Source organism: Mesorhizobium sp. WSM4816 (assembly GCF_055811535.1).
Window position 1 is genome coordinate 1 of the sequence record NZ_JBVVQR010000017.1, and the last position, 14,731, is coordinate 14,731.

At 64.4% G+C, this 14,731-nt stretch carries 16 protein-coding genes and 1 pseudogene; 9 read left to right on the forward strand and 8 right to left on the reverse strand.

Annotated elements, in window-relative coordinates; translation table 11 throughout:
• The 5 genes and pseudogenes from AC0L3H_RS18705 to AC0L3H_RS18725 form a co-directional block, all read right to left on the reverse strand.
• Nucleotides 1–480 (reverse strand): annotated as a pseudogene (locus AC0L3H_RS18705) (molybdopterin biosynthesis protein); the annotation flags it as partial.
• Nucleotides 481–487: 7 nt separating this feature from the next.
• Nucleotides 488–1,609, reverse strand: a complete 1,122-nt coding sequence (locus AC0L3H_RS18710) for a molybdopterin-binding protein (protein WP_473586440.1) — start codon at nucleotides 1,607–1,609, stop codon at nucleotides 488–490.
• Between the two features lie 50 nt (nucleotides 1,610–1,659).
• Nucleotides 1,660–2,472, reverse strand: coding sequence for an ABC transporter substrate-binding protein (locus tag AC0L3H_RS18715; RefSeq protein ID WP_287171348.1), 813 nt, complete (start codon nucleotides 2,470–2,472; stop codon nucleotides 1,660–1,662).
• Nucleotides 2,473–2,519: 47 nt separating this feature from the next.
• Nucleotides 2,520–3,242: an ATP-binding cassette domain-containing protein gene (locus tag AC0L3H_RS18720; RefSeq protein ID WP_128166679.1), complete on the reverse strand. Its 723-nt coding sequence runs from the start codon at nucleotides 3,240–3,242 to the stop codon at nucleotides 2,520–2,522.
• Between the two features lie 2 nt (nucleotides 3,243–3,244).
• Nucleotides 3,245–3,937 (reverse strand): ABC transporter permease, encoded by a 693-nt coding sequence (locus AC0L3H_RS18725; protein ID WP_128173391.1) that lies wholly within the window; start codon nucleotides 3,935–3,937, stop codon nucleotides 3,245–3,247.
• 100 nt (nucleotides 3,938–4,037) lie between these two features.
• Between AC0L3H_RS18725 and AC0L3H_RS18730 the strand changes: the two genes are divergently transcribed.
• Nucleotides 4,038–4,913 (forward strand): substrate-binding domain-containing protein, encoded by an 876-nt coding sequence (locus tag AC0L3H_RS18730; RefSeq protein WP_473586441.1) that lies wholly within the window; start codon nucleotides 4,038–4,040, stop codon nucleotides 4,911–4,913.
• 42 nt (nucleotides 4,914–4,955) lie between these two features.
• Here the strand turns inward: AC0L3H_RS18730 and AC0L3H_RS18735 are convergent, their stop codons facing one another.
• A complete protein-coding gene (locus tag AC0L3H_RS18735; RefSeq protein WP_031254328.1) occupies nucleotides 4,956–5,162 on the reverse strand; it encodes a DUF6494 family protein in 207 nt (68 codons plus the stop codon).
• A gap of 109 nt (nucleotides 5,163–5,271) precedes the next feature.
• On the opposite strand from AC0L3H_RS18735, the gene AC0L3H_RS18740 reads away from it, so the two are divergent.
• Nucleotides 5,272–6,558: a hypothetical protein gene (locus AC0L3H_RS18740; protein ID WP_473490873.1), complete on the forward strand. Its 1,287-nt coding sequence runs from the start codon at nucleotides 5,272–5,274 to the stop codon at nucleotides 6,556–6,558.
• Nucleotides 6,559–6,567: 9 nt separating this feature from the next.
• Here the strand turns inward: AC0L3H_RS18740 and AC0L3H_RS18745 are convergent, their stop codons facing one another.
• Nucleotides 6,568–7,827, reverse strand: coding sequence for a GGDEF domain-containing protein (locus AC0L3H_RS18745; RefSeq protein WP_236473696.1), 1,260 nt, complete (start codon nucleotides 7,825–7,827; stop codon nucleotides 6,568–6,570).
• Between the two features lie 222 nt (nucleotides 7,828–8,049).
• Nucleotides 8,050–10,089, reverse strand: a complete 2,040-nt coding sequence (locus AC0L3H_RS18750) for a 4Fe-4S binding protein (protein WP_473586442.1) — start codon at nucleotides 10,087–10,089, stop codon at nucleotides 8,050–8,052.
• 101 nt (nucleotides 10,090–10,190) lie between these two features.
• Between AC0L3H_RS18750 and AC0L3H_RS18755 the strand changes: the two genes are divergently transcribed.
• The 7 genes from AC0L3H_RS18755 to AC0L3H_RS18785 all read left to right on the forward strand — a co-directional run bounded on the left by AC0L3H_RS18755 (nucleotide 10,191) and on the right by AC0L3H_RS18785 (nucleotide 14,725).
• A complete protein-coding gene (locus AC0L3H_RS18755; RefSeq protein WP_473586443.1) occupies nucleotides 10,191–10,928 on the forward strand; it encodes a biotin/lipoate--protein ligase family protein in 738 nt (245 codons plus the stop codon).
• Complete coding sequence (locus AC0L3H_RS18760; RefSeq protein WP_473586444.1) at nucleotides 10,919–11,461, forward strand: DUF6505 family protein; 543 nt, start codon at nucleotides 10,919–10,921, stop codon at nucleotides 11,459–11,461. The genes AC0L3H_RS18755 and AC0L3H_RS18760 overlap by 10 nt, the downstream gene beginning before the upstream one ends.
• Nucleotides 11,458–12,474 (forward strand): DUF6352 family protein, encoded by a 1,017-nt coding sequence (locus AC0L3H_RS18765; protein ID WP_473586445.1) that lies wholly within the window; start codon nucleotides 11,458–11,460, stop codon nucleotides 12,472–12,474. The genes AC0L3H_RS18760 and AC0L3H_RS18765 overlap by 4 nt, the downstream gene beginning before the upstream one ends.
• A 13-nt stretch (nucleotides 12,475–12,487) precedes the next feature.
• Entirely contained in the window at nucleotides 12,488–13,000 is a 513-nt protein-coding gene (locus AC0L3H_RS18770; RefSeq protein ID WP_473586446.1) for a DUF3305 domain-containing protein, read from the forward strand.
• Nucleotides 12,997–13,698, forward strand: a complete 702-nt coding sequence (locus AC0L3H_RS18775) for a DUF3306 domain-containing protein (protein ID WP_473586447.1) — start codon at nucleotides 12,997–12,999, stop codon at nucleotides 13,696–13,698. The genes AC0L3H_RS18770 and AC0L3H_RS18775 overlap by 4 nt, the downstream gene beginning before the upstream one ends.
• 115 nt (nucleotides 13,699–13,813) lie before the next feature.
• Nucleotides 13,814–14,473: a TorD/DmsD family molecular chaperone gene (locus tag AC0L3H_RS18780; protein WP_473586448.1), complete on the forward strand. Its 660-nt coding sequence runs from the start codon at nucleotides 13,814–13,816 to the stop codon at nucleotides 14,471–14,473.
• A 33-nt stretch (nucleotides 14,474–14,506) separates the two neighbouring features.
• Nucleotides 14,507–14,725: a formate dehydrogenase gene (locus AC0L3H_RS18785; protein WP_029350210.1), complete on the forward strand. Its 219-nt coding sequence runs from the start codon at nucleotides 14,507–14,509 to the stop codon at nucleotides 14,723–14,725.
• Nucleotides 14,726–14,731: the final 6 nt, after the last annotated feature.

A 14,731-nucleotide genomic window follows, 5' to 3' on the forward strand; every position in this document is an offset into this window, starting at 1 on the left:
CGAGATGAACTGGCCGGGCGAGGCTCCGCGCCTGACCTCGATGGCATCGCCTTCGGCTGGGTGTGTGTGCTCCACCATGACGATGGCATCAGCGCCGCGCGGCACCGGCCCGCCCGTCGCGATCGAGGTAGCGGTGCCTGCGAGCACAGGGATTTGCGGGGCGACACCGCAGGCGATGGTTTCGCGGTTGAGCAGGAGCCTGGCAGGAAGCGCCTCCGACGCGGTGGCCATGTCGGCGGCGCGCACGGCAAAACCATCGACGTTCGAACGGTCGAAGGGCGGCACGTCGATCGGAGCCGTGACATCATCGGCAAGCGGCAGCCCAAGCGCATCCGCCAGCATCAGTTCTTCGGTCGGGGTCGTCCTGGGAAATAGCACCGCCTCGAAACGGGCGAGCGCCTCGTCGCGCGACAGGACCGTCAGGAACTGCTCCTGGCCGGTATGCTCCTGGCCGGTATCTGGGCGGGTGGATCTGGTCATCACCGACTCATCTGGGATCGTCGAACACAAAGGCGCCGACAGGTGTTCCCGCGGCCCAACCCTCACTGCCGCCTGGAATGGCAAGCCATGCATCCGCCAGGCGGATCGCCTCCAGCGAAAAATCTCCTATCGCAAGCGGCCGCCATCTGTCTTGTTGCTGGTTCAGCAGGACGATCTCGGCCAGTCCGACCGTGGACGAGATTTTCCGCTCCAGCGCCAGGACCGTCTGTCGCCGGGCGCTCCTGTCCGTCAGGCGATCGATAGCCGGTTGAACCAGCGCCAGAAAGGCGGCAAGAGCCTGATCGGGCGCGCCGGGGAGAGCAATGATCGGGACCGCATCGCGCCGTCCGATCGCCGCGGTTCGGCCGGGCTGTAGCGCTATGTTGTGGGCGATGAGCGCCCCACGCGCGGCAAGCGCGTCGGCTGTAGCGTCGGCGCGCCCCGCACCAGTGCCTCCAATCAGGATGATCAGATCGCCGGCTGCATTGCCAAGCGCCTGGGCGACGGATTTGGCGTCGCGCGAAACCGTTTCGATATCGAACACCGTCGCGCCAGAAGCTCTTGCGAGGTCGGCGACAAGATGGCCCGTGAAAGTATCGCTCGTTGGGGCGGCGACATCGATCAGGCGCACCTGCGGCATCCGCACCGCAATTTCACCAATCCCTGCACTTCGCACGGTCAGGAGATCCGCGGCCGACAGCCTGTGCCCAGCAATGATCAGCGGTCGGCCCGCCGCCATGTCCTCGCCAGCGCGTCGCACGCCCTGGCCCGGAGCTGCTTCATCGAGCGCCTGGGGCATCGGGCCGCTGCAATCGATGAGATCGGCATCGAGAACGCAATCGCATCCCTCCGGCATGGCGCCGCCTGCTTCTATCCAGACCGGAAATGCCATCAGCGGCAGCGGCGAATAGGCCGACGCACCAGCAAGATCGAGCGCGCGGCACGCCCAGCCGTCTGTCCTTGCCGTGTCGCGGATGGGCTGCGCGCGTGCCCGGGGCGGCATGGCGGCGCCGATCTTCCCAAGCGTCTGGTCAAGCGGCAAAAGAGTGGGCGCAACCGGCTCCACTCCGTCGAGGAGTGCGGCGAGAGCCGCTTCGAGACCGGTCAGCGCGCCGACGGAAGGCTGCATTCTCATCATGTCCGATGATGGGGCAGATGCGAACCGCTTTGCAACCGACTTCAGGAGCGCTGCTGCTCAGCGTTCGGGAAGAAGAGTTGCTGGCCGTCAATGGTGTACTCGCCGATCGCCTGCTGTCCTTCCGGCGAGATCAGCCAATCTATGAAGCGTTGGCCGGGTTCGGCCTTGACGTTCGGATGCCTCGCGGGGTTCACCAGGATGACGCCGTACTGGTTGAACAGCCTTTTGTCGCCTTCGACCACGATCTCCAGTTCGCCGCGGTTCTTGAACGCCAGCCATGTGGCGCGATCGGAAAGCACATAGGCGTCCATAGCGCTGGCTGTGTTGAGCGCAGCGCCCATGCCCTGCCCTATCTCCTTGTACCAGGGGTCCCCCACCGCCGCGATATCGACACCTGCCGCCTTCCAGAGTCCGAGTTCAGCAAAGTGGGTTCCGGATTTGTCGCCGCGGGAAACAAAAACAGCTTTTTTGCTCTGGATCGATGTCAAGGCGACTGCGATATCCGGCGAACCCTTGATGCCGGCCGGGTCGCTTCTGGGCCCAATCAGGACGAAATCATTGTACATCACATCGAAGCGTCTCACGCCAAAACCTTGCTGGACGAATTTCTCCTCCTGCGCCCTGGCATGGACGAAGACGACGTCTGCGTCTCCCCGGCGGCCGGCGTCGAGCGCCTGGCCGGTTCCCTGCGCGACCACCCTCACCTCGATACCGGTCCTTGTGGTGAACAACGGCAGTATGTGGTCGAAAAGGCCGGCATCCCGCGTCGACGTCGTCGAGGCCACCACGATCGACTGTTCCTGTGCGCTGGCCGATGCGCCGCTGGAGGCGAGGAAGGTCAAAATTACCGCAATTGCGGTAAACTGCCGACGGTTCAGCACTGGAAGCTCCATTTCCGCAGTCAAAGAACGAGTTCCCCATGGATAAAGGCTGCAGCTTCTGCGGATGCGGGGCGATCGAAAAAATCACCGGCGCTGGCGTGCTCGCACAGTCGGCCGCGAACGAGGAAGACGACATCTCCCGCGAGCCGTCGCACCTGACCGAGATCGTGCGAAGCCATGACGATCTTGGTGCCCGATTGGGAGGCCATGAGGATGATCTCCTCGACATGGCGGGTTGCAGCGGGATCAAGGCTGGCGGTGGGCTCATCAAGCAGCAGGACCTCGGGTTCGCGCGCCAGTGCGCGGGCAAGCGCCACGCGCTGTTGCTCGCCGCCGGACAAGCGCCGCGCAGGTCGCGCCGCCAGGCCCAGAAGGCCCACACGATCGAGAAGTTCCTCGGTGCGTGTCGCGCGACGATGGCGCGGACAGCCAGCTTGCGCCAGTCCGTAAGCCACGTTGGCGGCGACGGAGCGGCGCAGCATCACCGGTTTCTGGAGCAGCATTGCCCGGCGGCCGAGGCCGCGATCGGTGCGCCCACCCCAGCTCACAGTTCCTGCGGAAGGCGCGGCAAGTCCCATGCAAACCCGAAGCAGTGACGTCTTGCCCGCGCCATTGGGACCGAGCACCAGTGTCGGCGCACCGGGAGCAATCGCCAGGTTCAGGCGGTCGAGCATGGTCGTGGCGCCGGCGCTGAGCGAGACCCGGTCCAGAACGAGAGGAAGGTCGGTCAGCGCGGCCCGCATCATCAAGCCACCCGTTGCTCCGACCACAATCGCAGGCCCCAGGCAGCGGCATTGATGGCAAGAATGAGGCCGATCAGGATGACGCCGAGCCCGATCGCGAGCGGCAGGTCTCCCTTTGATGTTTCGAGCGCGATCGTGGTGGTCATGGTTCGGGTAAAGCCCTCGATATTGCCGCCGACGATCATGACCGTGCCGACTTCGGCGGCCGCCCGGCCGAAGCCGGCGAGCATTGCGGTGATCAGGCTGAAACGGCTGTCCCACAAGAGCGTCGCCACCCGGCCTGTCGGGCCGACGCCCATCGCCGTCAGTTCGTCGCGATATTCGCGCCACAAATCCTCGATGGTCTGGCGCGTCAGAGCCGCGATAATCGGCAGGACGAGAAGCGCCTGCGCGATGACCATGGCGGCCGGTGTGAACAGCAGGCCGAACGCGCCGAGCGGCCCTGATCGCGACAACAGCAGGTAAACGGTCAGGCCGACGACTACGGGCGGCAGGCCCATGAAGCCGTTGACAAGCACGACGAGCGCGGAACGTCCCGGAAAACGGGTCAGTGCCAGCAACGCCCCGAGCGGCAGCCCCACGACGGCCGCAACTGCAACGGCGGCCAGGGTAATGGTCAGCGAAAGCCGCACTATCGAGATCAGCGTCGCGTCGCCACTCGCGATAAGCTGCCATGCATTTAGGCCTTCTGACATACCCTTTCACCTGCGCTGCGTCGTCCTGCTATTTCTGCTGCATTTACTCCGCATTCGTCAAACAATTGAACCTGCGCAGGAATATGCATAAGATTGCAGAATGGATTTGCTGACGACTGCAGAAGCCGCAGACTATTTGCGCCTTGGCGAACGCAAGCTTTACGAGCTGGTCGCCAAAAACGGCATCCCGTGCAGCAAAGTGACGGGCAAATGGCTGTTTCCGCGTAACGAGCTCGACCGGTGGGTTCTGTCGGGATTGGCGCGTCCCGACGGAATGATTGCGCCCGAGCCGCCGCCCATAGTCGGCGGCAGCCAGGACGACCTGCTTGAATGGAGCCTTCGTCAGGCGGGCTCCGGCCTCGCCTCGCTGACCGAGGGGACGGCAGGCGGCGTTGCGCGTCTTTTGCGTGGCGAGATTGCCGCTGCGGCGATCCATTTCCACGGTGATGCCGCCGACCCGAATGTGGAGGCCGCGCGCGCCATGCCGCGGCTGCACGATGCGGTGCTGATCGGTTTCACGCGGCGCGAACAAGGGCTGCTGCTGCCGCCGGGCAACCCCCGATCGCTCAACAGCCTGGCCGATGTCCTAGAAAGCGGCGCCAAGATCGCGATGCGCCAGGTCGGGGCCGGAGCCCAAATGCTGCTGGATGTCCTGGTCGCCCGCGCCGGCGCCAGCCAGAGGCGGTTGAACCGGCTCGAGCCGCCATGCCTGACAGGGCCGGAACTCGCTGCCGCGATCCGGACCGGCAGGGCCGATTGCGGCATTGCCACACGCGCCGCCGCGCGCGCCGCCGGCCTCAAATTCGTGTCATTGGCGTGGGAGAATTTCGATCTGCTGATGCGGCAGCGAACCTATTTCCAGCCTTCGATCCAGGCGCTGATCCGCCTCATGGCCGAGGACAGCTTCACTCAGCGCGCCGCAGAACTCACGGGCTATGACACCGACCCGGCCGGGCAGGTCCGATTCTTCCATTGATGTGGGGTGTCGATGGAGCGCCGGGCGCACCGCCGAACCTGTTCAGCCAAGGTCGATGTCGCCTTCGACGACGTGGTGCAGACCGGCGCGTTCGGCCGTGATCACGGCCCTCACGGTCAGGCGCCCCTGCCCTTTCAGTCCCGCATCCGCCACGGCCTTTTCGATCGCCTGCTGCGAGGTGACGCCGACTTGCTTCAGGAACTTGCGCATCGACACGTTGAAGGCATCGGTTTCCATGTTTTGAGTCATAGGATTGCCTCTAATAGCTTGGACTGTGCGGCTGGTCGGGTCGCGATCGCATGCTGTTCCCCGGCAAAGACGCTGCCCGCCAGCGGAACACGGAAACGTATGATGCGCAATGCATAAGACGCTCGCAACAGCTTTGCTCGCTGCGGTTTTCCTCGCCGGCGCGACGGCACATGGTGCGGAACTGCGCGGGCATGGCGGTCCGGTGCGGGCGATTTCAGTGGCACCGGACGGAAAAACGGTGGCAACCGGCAGTTTTGATACCAAGGCAATCATCTGGTCGCTTGAGACCGGCGAAGCACGCGACGTGCTGCTCTTTCATGAAGGTGAGGTAACTGCCGTCGCTGCATTGCCGAACGGGCGCTTTGTCAGCGCCGGTGCGGATGGTCGCATCGCGATCTGGCAAATCGGTCGAGGCGAGCCGGCCCGCATCCTGGAGGGTCACACCGGGCCTGTCGCCGACCTCGAACTGTCACCCGACGGATCGATGCTGGCTTCGGCGTCCTGGGACACCACCGTCCGGCTCTGGCCGCTTGCCGGTGGGCCAGCGCGCGTCCTGGAAGGCCATCGTGCAAACGTCAATGCGCTCGCCTTCCTGGCGGACGCAACCCTCGTCAGCGCCGGCTATGACGCGACAGTCATCTTTTGGCCGAGCCAGGCTGGGGCGGCTCCGCTTCGGGCCATCATGCCGACGCCGCTCAACGCGCTAGCAAGAGCGTCCGGCGACCGCCTGTTCGTCGCAGGTGCTGACGGGCAGCTGCGGCTGCTCGACCGGCGCGGCAAAGTGCAGCTGGAAGTTCCGGTCTTGGGCAAACCGGTGACTGCTCTCGCCGCCACGCCAGACGCGAACTATCTCGCCATCGCCGGCATCGGTGATGGAATCCTGTTGCTGGACGCTATCAGCCTCTCCACCATCCGCACGTTCGACACGTCCGGCGTGGCGGTATGGTCGCTTGCGTTCGCGGCTGGCGGCAAGACGCTTCTGGCTGGCGGCGCCGACCATCTGGTGCGGGAATGGAACATCGAGACGGGCGAGCGTCTTGGAGCCGCTACAGCAGGCAGGACCGATCCGATGGCCAGATACGCAGGCAATCCGGACGCAGAAGTATTTCGCGCCTGCGTTGCCTGCCATACGCTCGACCCGAACGACGGCAATCGAGCCGGGCCGACGCTGCATGGCATTTTCGGGCGCAAGATAGCGTCCGTGCCGGGTTACCACTATTCGCCCGCTTTCCGGAAAATGGACATCGTCTGGACACCGGAAACCGTGTCAGAGCTGTTCGAGCTGGGTCCGAACGCCTACACCCCCGGCACCAAGATGCCTGAACAGACGATCAGCAATGCCGAGGATCGGGCAGCCCTGATCCGCTTTCTTCAGGCCGAGACACGCACCGACTGAACTTCGACATCACCGCATCGACCGAGCGCCCAAAAGGCTCGATGACTCCAGCCTGTGGAACACCGCCCGATTGCGGCCGGTCTGCTTGGCAACATAGAGTGCTTCATCGGCCTGGCGCTGGAGCTGCTCCGGCGAAATGGCCTGGTCCGGCGCCTGGACCGCCACGCCGATGCTGAGGGTGATATAGCGGGACACGCGGGATCCAGGATTAGGAAGACGAGCAGCTTCCACACACTCGCGAATTCGCTCGGCTACAATGGCGGCCTCCTGCTCGTTCACACTTGGAAGCAGCACGAGAAATTCCTCACCGCCGTAGCGCGCAACATGATCGCGATCGCGCCTCACGTTCTCCCGGATCAAGCGGGCGACCTCGATGAGGCAACGATCGCCCTCGGCATGACCGAGACGATCGTTGAGCTTCTTGAAGTCGTCGATGTCGCACATCAGCATGGCGGCGCCGCCGGGGCATTTGCCGCCACCGCCCCAGACGTGGTCGAGCGTTTCCGTCATCCGGCGCCGATTGTCGACGCCAGTCAGCGGATCGGTTCTCGCCAGAAGCTCCAGCCGATCGTTCGCTTCTGCCAGTTCGGCAACCCTGTGTCGGTCTCGAAGCTCGAACAGAAAAGTCTTCTGAGCCAGAATTGTCATCGTACGCCGCGCGGCGACCGTAGCGAGAATGCCGCTGGCAAAAAACAACGTGGCAGCCACCGCATTGCCAATCTCAAGGCCCGGGTTCTGCACCTGGAAGACGAGATAGAGACCGAGAGCCAAAGCCGCGACCGTCACGGTCCATGCCTGAGGGACGCCGAAGATGATGATGGCGGTAATCGCTACGAACAGCATGATGTTCAAGTGCCGTTCGTAGAACTCGCCGCCGGCGCTTGCGCCGACCAATACGATCGACAACAGGATGAGGAACATGCCTGTGATCAGGGAAACCCCCTGGACCCAGGACGGGCGCCGTTTTCGCCAGACAAGGACCACGGCTGCAGCGACGGGAGGGATGATGGCGCCAGGCAAGAGCATGGATAGCGCGATCGACCTTGGAAGCATCACCAGGTTGAGCGCCAGCGTCAGGACATCCAGGAACGCAACCCATGTCATCCAGGCGCGGATGATCTTGGCCGTTTGCGACCAGACACGTGCCTGAAACAGGCGCTTGATCTCGCCTTTGAGCCGGATGTCGCGCGTGCGCTGCGCCAGAAGTCGCTCAACTTCCGCCGTGACGGCAGGATCGTCCTGCCTGTCGAGGTGCGTTCGATCTACCAATCGACGGGCCCTGAGGCCCCCCTTTCCCATACATCCATTCGAGCCACCCGGTGGTCAGCCGAGCGGCAAGCATGTCACGCTATGCCTAAGATTTGATTGCTAAAACCGTTTATTTGCGTGTTGATTGCAACCCTCGAAACCGGCTCTCCGCTTGACGCCGGCAAGGCGGTGCTCCCGACCTATGTCGAGGGGCAGTCCAAAGCGAGGGCTCAGACCGAGGGCTCAGACCGCCTTGTCGCTCGAGGCCTTGCGCTCCCGCAGATAGTCTTCAGTGGTTCGCGGCGGCGAGCGACCAGGGCCTGCATAAGGATCGAAGCCCTCATTCATCGCCGCATCGACGCGGCAATTGTCGCACATCCGTACAAGGTCGAGCCGCCGTGCGTTCTCGCCTGCAAACATCCAGTGTTTGCCTTCGAGCTTGGCGACGATCCGCTCGACGGTGCTCCTTGTGCCGAACGGCTTTGCGCAGCGGATGCAGTTGTACGGCTCCTCTTGCTTCACGACCCGGCTGCGAGCACCCCATGCCTGGAAATCCACCTGCGGCGTCAAGGTGATGACCTTCTCCGGGCAGGTCGCGGCGCAAAGGCCGCACTGCACGCAGGCGCTCTCGGAAAAATACAGAGCCGGCTGCTGTTCGCTGTCGGAAAGCGCCCCCGTTGGACAGGCCGAGACACAAGAGAGGCAGAGCGTGCAGCCGTCGACATTGACGCCCAGGCCGCCGAACGGAGCTGCAGCAGGCAACGCCACCCGGTCGACCGGCGTCGGCGCGGCTCGATGGAGCTCGAGCATGGTGCTCGTCAGCAGGCTGCGCTTCTTGCCGAGCGGCAGGAATGCCGCCGGGCGCCGCGACGCAACATCTGGAGTAATCAGGTCGAGCGCCGAGGCGAGTATGTCGGGATCGTCCACTTCGATCAATCCGCAGACCTCCGCGCCATAACCGAGAGACCGGCTCAAAAGATTGGCGATTGCGATGTTTGCGGCAATTCCGGTAAGCTCATGCCTTGGCTTGGCCGACGACAGCGCCCTTACGGCGCAAGCGCCCCAGGCGACCGGCGCGGTCCACGCCTCGATTCCTAACTGGGTTATCTCGTTCACCGCGACCGGCAGGACATTTGCGGGCAGACCCGCGCCGAAGCGGGCAAGTGCGTCGATCAGCGGCTCGCCATGGCCGAGATCATGGAAAAGCACAATCGCATCCAGGCCGCCCGCCTCACGATAGGTGACAAGAAGCGTCCGCAGCCGCCGAAGCAGCGTTGCGGCATCCGGCACGGCGTAGGCGGCAGCGCCCGTGGGACATGCCGCCGCGCAGCTGCCGCAGCCGGCGCATACTTCCGCATCGATCGCGACGTGGTTCCCGGCGGGCGTTATCGCCCCAGTCGGGCACAGGTCGAGGCACCGGGTGCAGCCGGTGATGCGCGATCTCGAATGGGCGCACAGATCGGCGGAGAAATCGATGAAGCGCGGCTTGTCGAACTCGCCAACCAAATCGGCTGCCGTTGCGATCGCAACGGCGACGGAGGCGCGATCGCCGGGATCGGCCTTCACGTAGCCGTCGCGCAATTCATGAGCAGGGAAAAGCGGAGCTCCGCCGGAGAGATCAAGGATGATGTCGGCGTTCGAGACCGCTCCATCCCGCGATATCCCAAAGCCAAGCCGATCGCGCGAAGATGGATTGGGCGCCGCGAAATCGTCGACTGTCAGCTCGAAGGCGCCAAGATGGCCGCGCGCTTGCCGGATCGTTCCCTGCAAGACGGGAAAATCCCAGACCCGGTGCGGCGCGATTTCGCGCGGACGGCTAAGCAACACAGTGACGTCCAGCTTTTCGGCGAGTTGCCGGCCCGCATCGATCGCCGTGGCGTCGCAGCCATAGACCAGGACGACACCATTGCTCGAAAGCGTAACCAGCGCGGGTGGCGAAGCGGGTTCGGCCGCCATGGCGAGCAGAGCCGCCGCTTTCGGGCCGGCAGCAGCAGCATCCTGCGACCAGCCGCCCGTCTCGCGAATGTTTGCGAAAACCAGATCGCCTGCGAAACCGAGTTCCTCGGCGAGGTCGCCGAAAAGCGGCGCCTGCTGCGTGCAGCTGATGGTGACTGCTTCGCCGCCGCTCAGGGCGCTGCGCACCCGGTCGAGTTCCGCGCCGCAGAACTGGTCCCCCGCCTCGACCCGTGCGCCCTTGCATCCGCGGGCGACGCTGGCGCCGAAGCGTGGCATGCTCCGCTCGCACGAGCAGACCAGGACCGTGCGTGGTTTGTCCAGGCTCATTCCGACTCCCGTGGCATCTTCCTTGTCCACGCGGTAGCGCCTCTTGCCTGGAAGTATTATAAAGACATTACAGTCGCCGTCATCAAAATATGGATCGGCCTATGCGGCCCTCTGTCAGCGACCTCCAACTGCCACCGCCTTACAGCCTCGTGCCGCTGAGAGAGGCCGGTGACGCCTTTGCGCACGCCTGCGCGATTGCGGCAGACGAAGGGGCAGGCACGCTTGCCTGGGTGCGCCGCTACGATCTGGCCGAATTCGCAGTGGTGCTCGAGCCTGAAGAGCCGCTGGAGGATGCGCGTCGCGCGATTTATGCCGGCATGAACGCACTTGCCGATGCGCTTGCGGTCCATGCTCCGCCGTCGCGGCCCATCACCTTCGACTGGCCCGACACTGTTCGCGTCGACGGGGTTCTCGTCGGCGGCGCCCGCCTGGGCTGGCCGGAAGAGGCACGGGAGAACGAAATCCCCGACTGGATCGTCTTCTCCGGCATGATCCGCACCGCCGTCATCCGCGCCGGCGAGCCCGGTCTGCGGCCGCTGCTTGGCGCGCTTGACGAACTCGGCTTCGTGGCGCTCGATGCCGGTGAGATCATTGCGAGCTTCTCCCGCCATCTGATGGCCGCATTCCACGAATGGAGCGATACCGGCTTCGGTTCGATCGCCAGCCGCTGGCTCGACCGGCTGCCCCGAAAGGGCGATGAGCATGCAGAGCTTGCCGGCAACGGCGATCTGCTGATTTCCCACACGGCCTCTCACGGGCTTCGCGAGCGAAGAAGCCTGCCCGAGGCGCTTGCCAGGCCCTCCTGGCTCGATCCGATGACGGGCACGCCATGGCTGTGAAGCTGCCGCGAACGATCCGCCTCGATCCATCGGATAAGTTTGTCTATTCGCGCGCTGCAGAACCGGGCGAATGGGCGGTGACCGGCACCTTCCTGTTCTTCGGCGCCGATGTGGCCAGGCTTTCCGGCAAGCAACGGCAGGCGTTCCGCGCCGGGTTCCTCGGCATTGACAGTTTCGGCTGGTCCACCCTCGTCGTGGTCACCGACGCGTCCGCGCATGATCGCGCGGCAGCCGTCGATCGGCTGGCCGAGCAGCTTGTGGTGCGATGCGGTGCGCCGGACACCGAAACGGCGCGCGCCGCCGCCGAAGAGGAGATAGAATTCGCGCAATCGCTGTGCGACCACCCGCCAAACACGCTGATTGCGGTCAACCGCACCAGCGAACAGGCCGGCACCCGCGAGTGTTTCCGAACCCTGCATCGCAAGGCGAGCCGGCTGGAGCCGGCAACGGCATTCCGCTTTGTCGAAATCGACGGCGAGGAGGAGTCGACGGAAAAGTTCGATCTCCTAGCATTGGCCGGGAGGCAGAAGTGAAGGATTTCTGGGTTTCCTCAGGTCATCACCTTCTCGACAGGGATGAGGCCGGGCGCCTGCTGGTGACCGACTCCTTTCTGAAGGCATATTTTGCGCGGCCAGAGCTTCTCCCTCCCGAAACGGCCTGCCCGGCGGAGCTGCGCCTGCATCACGAGCTTTTGATGCATCATCCGCGCCGGCCGGTCGCGAAGCAGGAGATCGCCGCCCTGGAGGACCCGGATGCGCGCGAGAACTGGGAGTTCATGATCGCCTTTCGCGACCATGTGCTGGCCGCTCCCTCACTCGAGGCCGCATATCTCGCGCTGGCGCGCGGCTCGGCCGAAACTATCCCGCCGCTGTTCATGTACCAGCTTGCGCAGGTCGTCCTGCGCAATGCGCTGGATGGTCAGCACGACGCCTGCGTCGTGCGAGCCGCGGAGCTGTTTTATCGGCCGCAACGGGTGACGTCTAACGAGGGCGCCGTGCTTCTCGCCGATGCCGAAACCATAGAGCTGCATGAACAGAACCGCCATGCCTCGCCACTCCTGAACATGCTTGGTGGCCCAGCCGTCACCGAACTGGAGATACTCGACGAGAACAATGCCGAGCGTTACTTCGCCAGGAGCGACGCTTTCGATATGGTGCTCAAGCTGGGCAGCGCGCGCAGTCCGACCCGGCGCGGCCTTGCTACAGCAATGGAGATCTGGGTTCGCCATCTACTTGCGGTGGACGTGGAGATCGAGCCGGTGGAGCGGATCGAGGATGAGGACTGGGCCTGGTTCGTCGGCCTCGACGCCGAAGCGACCCGCATCGGCAACACGCTCTGGGCCGGCGATGAACTTGACCCGGAGGCTGCACAGCGCGTGATTGCACTGTTCCGGCTCACCTTCTCCGACACAGGCGAAGTACTGCCGCAGGTGGGCGCCAGGCCCGTCTGGCTCATAATGGCCATGACCCCTGACCGAACGATCCGCATGAAGCCGCAGAACCTTGTCGCAGGCCTGCCGTTTCGCGCCCCAGGGACGGTGAACTAGGAGGATTGGTGCCATGGTGCAGGAGACGGCGGAAGTCGGGGTGATCGTCGAGCGACGGACTCTGGACAACCCGTGGATCGACCATGTCTGGGTTCCCGTGGCCGTGCTGGCGGGCGCGCCGAGCGCGGCGCCATGGTCGGTGCTGCACGAATCAGACGGCGTGACGCGCTTCTATGCCGGAACTTTCAAGCTTGAGCTCTTCGGGTGCGACACGGGCATGTACCGGGACAACCTCCGTTCGGGGCGGCCTAGCCTGTGGATCGCGCTCCGGTCGAGCGATGCTCCACCCGGAGTTGTGCTGCACCTGGTGACCGCAGACCCTTTCGAGGGCGAGTCGCTGACCGAGGCTGGCCCCGACATCATCGAGGCCGTGCCGATGCCGATCGAGCTTCAGCAATGGCTGGCCGCCTTTGTCGAGACGCATCACGTCGAGCGTCCTTTCATCAAGCGCAAGCGCGATCGGGCGGACCCTGATGCCCTGGCGAGGCGCGGTCCTCGTTCCGGAACGACGGATGATGCCGAATGAGCGCGGGACGCGACAATGTCTTCGCCCGCTGGTCGCGCCTGAAACAGGCGGCGCGTTACAGTTCGACTGCGGGGCCGCAGAACGATCAGCTTTCGCCTGACGAAGTTGCGGCGCCAGCCGATACTGGTGAGCAGCTTGCACCAGCAATTGTCGAGCCGGAGGCCGCCGAGCCCGCCGAGCCCCTCCCTCGCCTCGAGGATCTGACCGCTCAAAGCGATCTTTCAGCCTTCCTGCGCAAAGGCGTGCCCAAAATGTTGAAGCGCGCCGCATTGCGCAAGATGTGGTCGCTCGATCCGGCAATTCGTGATCATATCGGGCCTTCCGAATATGCCTGGGACTTCAACAGCCCTGGATCCATGGCGGGATTCGGCCCCTTGAAAGCATCCAGCGAAGCTGTCGTGGATTTCCTGTCGAACGGCGGCAACCCGACCGATCCGGCACCCGCCGCCATGGCTTCGCAGGCGCCGGAGAAGGCGCCAGCGACCAGCGCCGTTTTGGCGGACGAGGGCGTGAACGCCTCAGCCGATGGGTCGGATTCTGTCACGCCGGACAGTTCGATCGAACCGGCAAACCCCGAATCTCCTTCGGCCGACGGCGCCGGGACCGCCATCGACCGCGACGAAGGCGCCGGCGCCGGCGCCGCGGAATCATCGCCGATCGATCGCCAGCGACGCCAAGGCGGCGCCATGCCGCGCTGATCTGGATTTGTTGCCATTTTGGCACAGTCGCTGTTGCAATTGCCGGGCGGGGCACTAGTATTCACTTTACCCACTCGTTGAGGGGCACGGTCGAGGTCAGTAGATGAACCCAGACTTGCGCCTGGAGGAGGCAATCGGCACGTCGTTCGGAGCTGACGCTCTGGTTCCCGGCGTAGAAGATGCTGACGTCAACGACGTGAACAGCGCACGCGCGGATGAGTACGCGCTGCTCGCCACGCTTCTCCTAGCCGCTCCGGATGCAAACCTCATGGCGCGGCTTTCCGGGTTGCGAGGCGACGCCGAGACCGCGCTCGGCAAGGCTCATGCCGCACTCGGCCAGGCCGCTTCTTCAGCCTCTCCGGTTGCCGTCAGTCGCGAGTATTTCGAGCTCTTCATCGGGGTCGGGCGCGGCGAACTCGTTCCCTACGCCTCCTACTACCTGACCGGCTTTCTCAACGAACGGCCGCTTGCCCGCCTGCGCGGGGACATGAGGCGCCTCGGCCTTGAACGCGCGGACGGTCATTTTGACCCGGAAGATCATCTCGGCACGCTGTTCGAGATCATGAGCGGCTTTGCCGCCACCCATTTCGTGGTTCCCGCCGGCGAGGAGCGGGACTTCTTTGAACGTCACATCGCGCCGTGGGCGAGCCGTTTCTTGGCCGATCTGGAAAACGCGGCCTCGGCCAGGTTTTACCGGGCAGTCGGCGCGTTGGGGCGGATTTTCATCGACATCGAAGCCGAAGGCTTTGCCATGGAGGCGCGACCAAGCTCGTGACCTGATCGCGTCGACACATAGGGAGGAAGGCAGATGCAGGAAAAGCAACAGACGGCAATGAACCGCCGCAATTTCCTTCGCGCCTTCGGCGGCGCATCCACCACCGCCGTGGCCGCCGCCGCCGTGACGCTCACTCCAGGAGAAGCGCAAGCTTACGATCCCGGTGAGGAGGAGACCAGGGCTCGCTACCGCGAGACCGAGCACGTCAAGGCATTTTACCGTGTGAACGGTTATGAGACGTTGAAGAAATGAGGGCGC

Bases quoted from the DNA above. Each gene is read 5' to 3' on its own strand.
- AC0L3H_RS18770 (WP_473586446.1), top strand. From the start codon at position 12,488: ATGGTGCAGGAGACGGCGGAAGTCGGGGTGATCGTCGAGCGACGGACT.
- AC0L3H_RS18720 (WP_128166679.1), bottom strand. From the start codon at position 3,242: ATGCGGGCCGCGCTGACCGACCTTCCTCTCGTTCTGGACCGGGTCTCG.
- AC0L3H_RS18725 (WP_128173391.1), bottom strand. From the start codon at position 3,937: ATGTCAGAAGGCCTAAATGCATGGCAGCTTATCGCGAGTGGCGACGCG.
- AC0L3H_RS18775 (WP_473586447.1), top strand. From the start codon at position 12,997: ATGAGCGCGGGACGCGACAATGTCTTCGCCCGCTGGTCGCGCCTGAAA.
- AC0L3H_RS18755 (WP_473586443.1), top strand. From the start codon at position 10,191: ATGCGGCCCTCTGTCAGCGACCTCCAACTGCCACCGCCTTACAGCCTC.
- AC0L3H_RS18730 (WP_473586441.1), top strand. From the start codon at position 4,038: ATGGATTTGCTGACGACTGCAGAAGCCGCAGACTATTTGCGCCTTGGC.
- AC0L3H_RS18740 (WP_473490873.1), top strand. From the start codon at position 5,272: ATGCATAAGACGCTCGCAACAGCTTTGCTCGCTGCGGTTTTCCTCGCC.
- AC0L3H_RS18750 (WP_473586442.1), bottom strand. From the start codon at position 10,089: ATGAGCCTGGACAAACCACGCACGGTCCTGGTCTGCTCGTGCGAGCGG.
- AC0L3H_RS18735 (WP_031254328.1), bottom strand. From the start codon at position 5,162: ATGACTCAAAACATGGAAACCGATGCCTTCAACGTGTCGATGCGCAAG.
- AC0L3H_RS18785 (WP_029350210.1), top strand. From the start codon at position 14,507: ATGCAGGAAAAGCAACAGACGGCAATGAACCGCCGCAATTTCCTTCGC.
- AC0L3H_RS18710 (WP_473586440.1), bottom strand. From the start codon at position 1,609: ATGCAGCCTTCCGTCGGCGCGCTGACCGGTCTCGAAGCGGCTCTCGCC.
- AC0L3H_RS18760 (WP_473586444.1), top strand. From the start codon at position 10,919: ATGGCTGTGAAGCTGCCGCGAACGATCCGCCTCGATCCATCGGATAAG.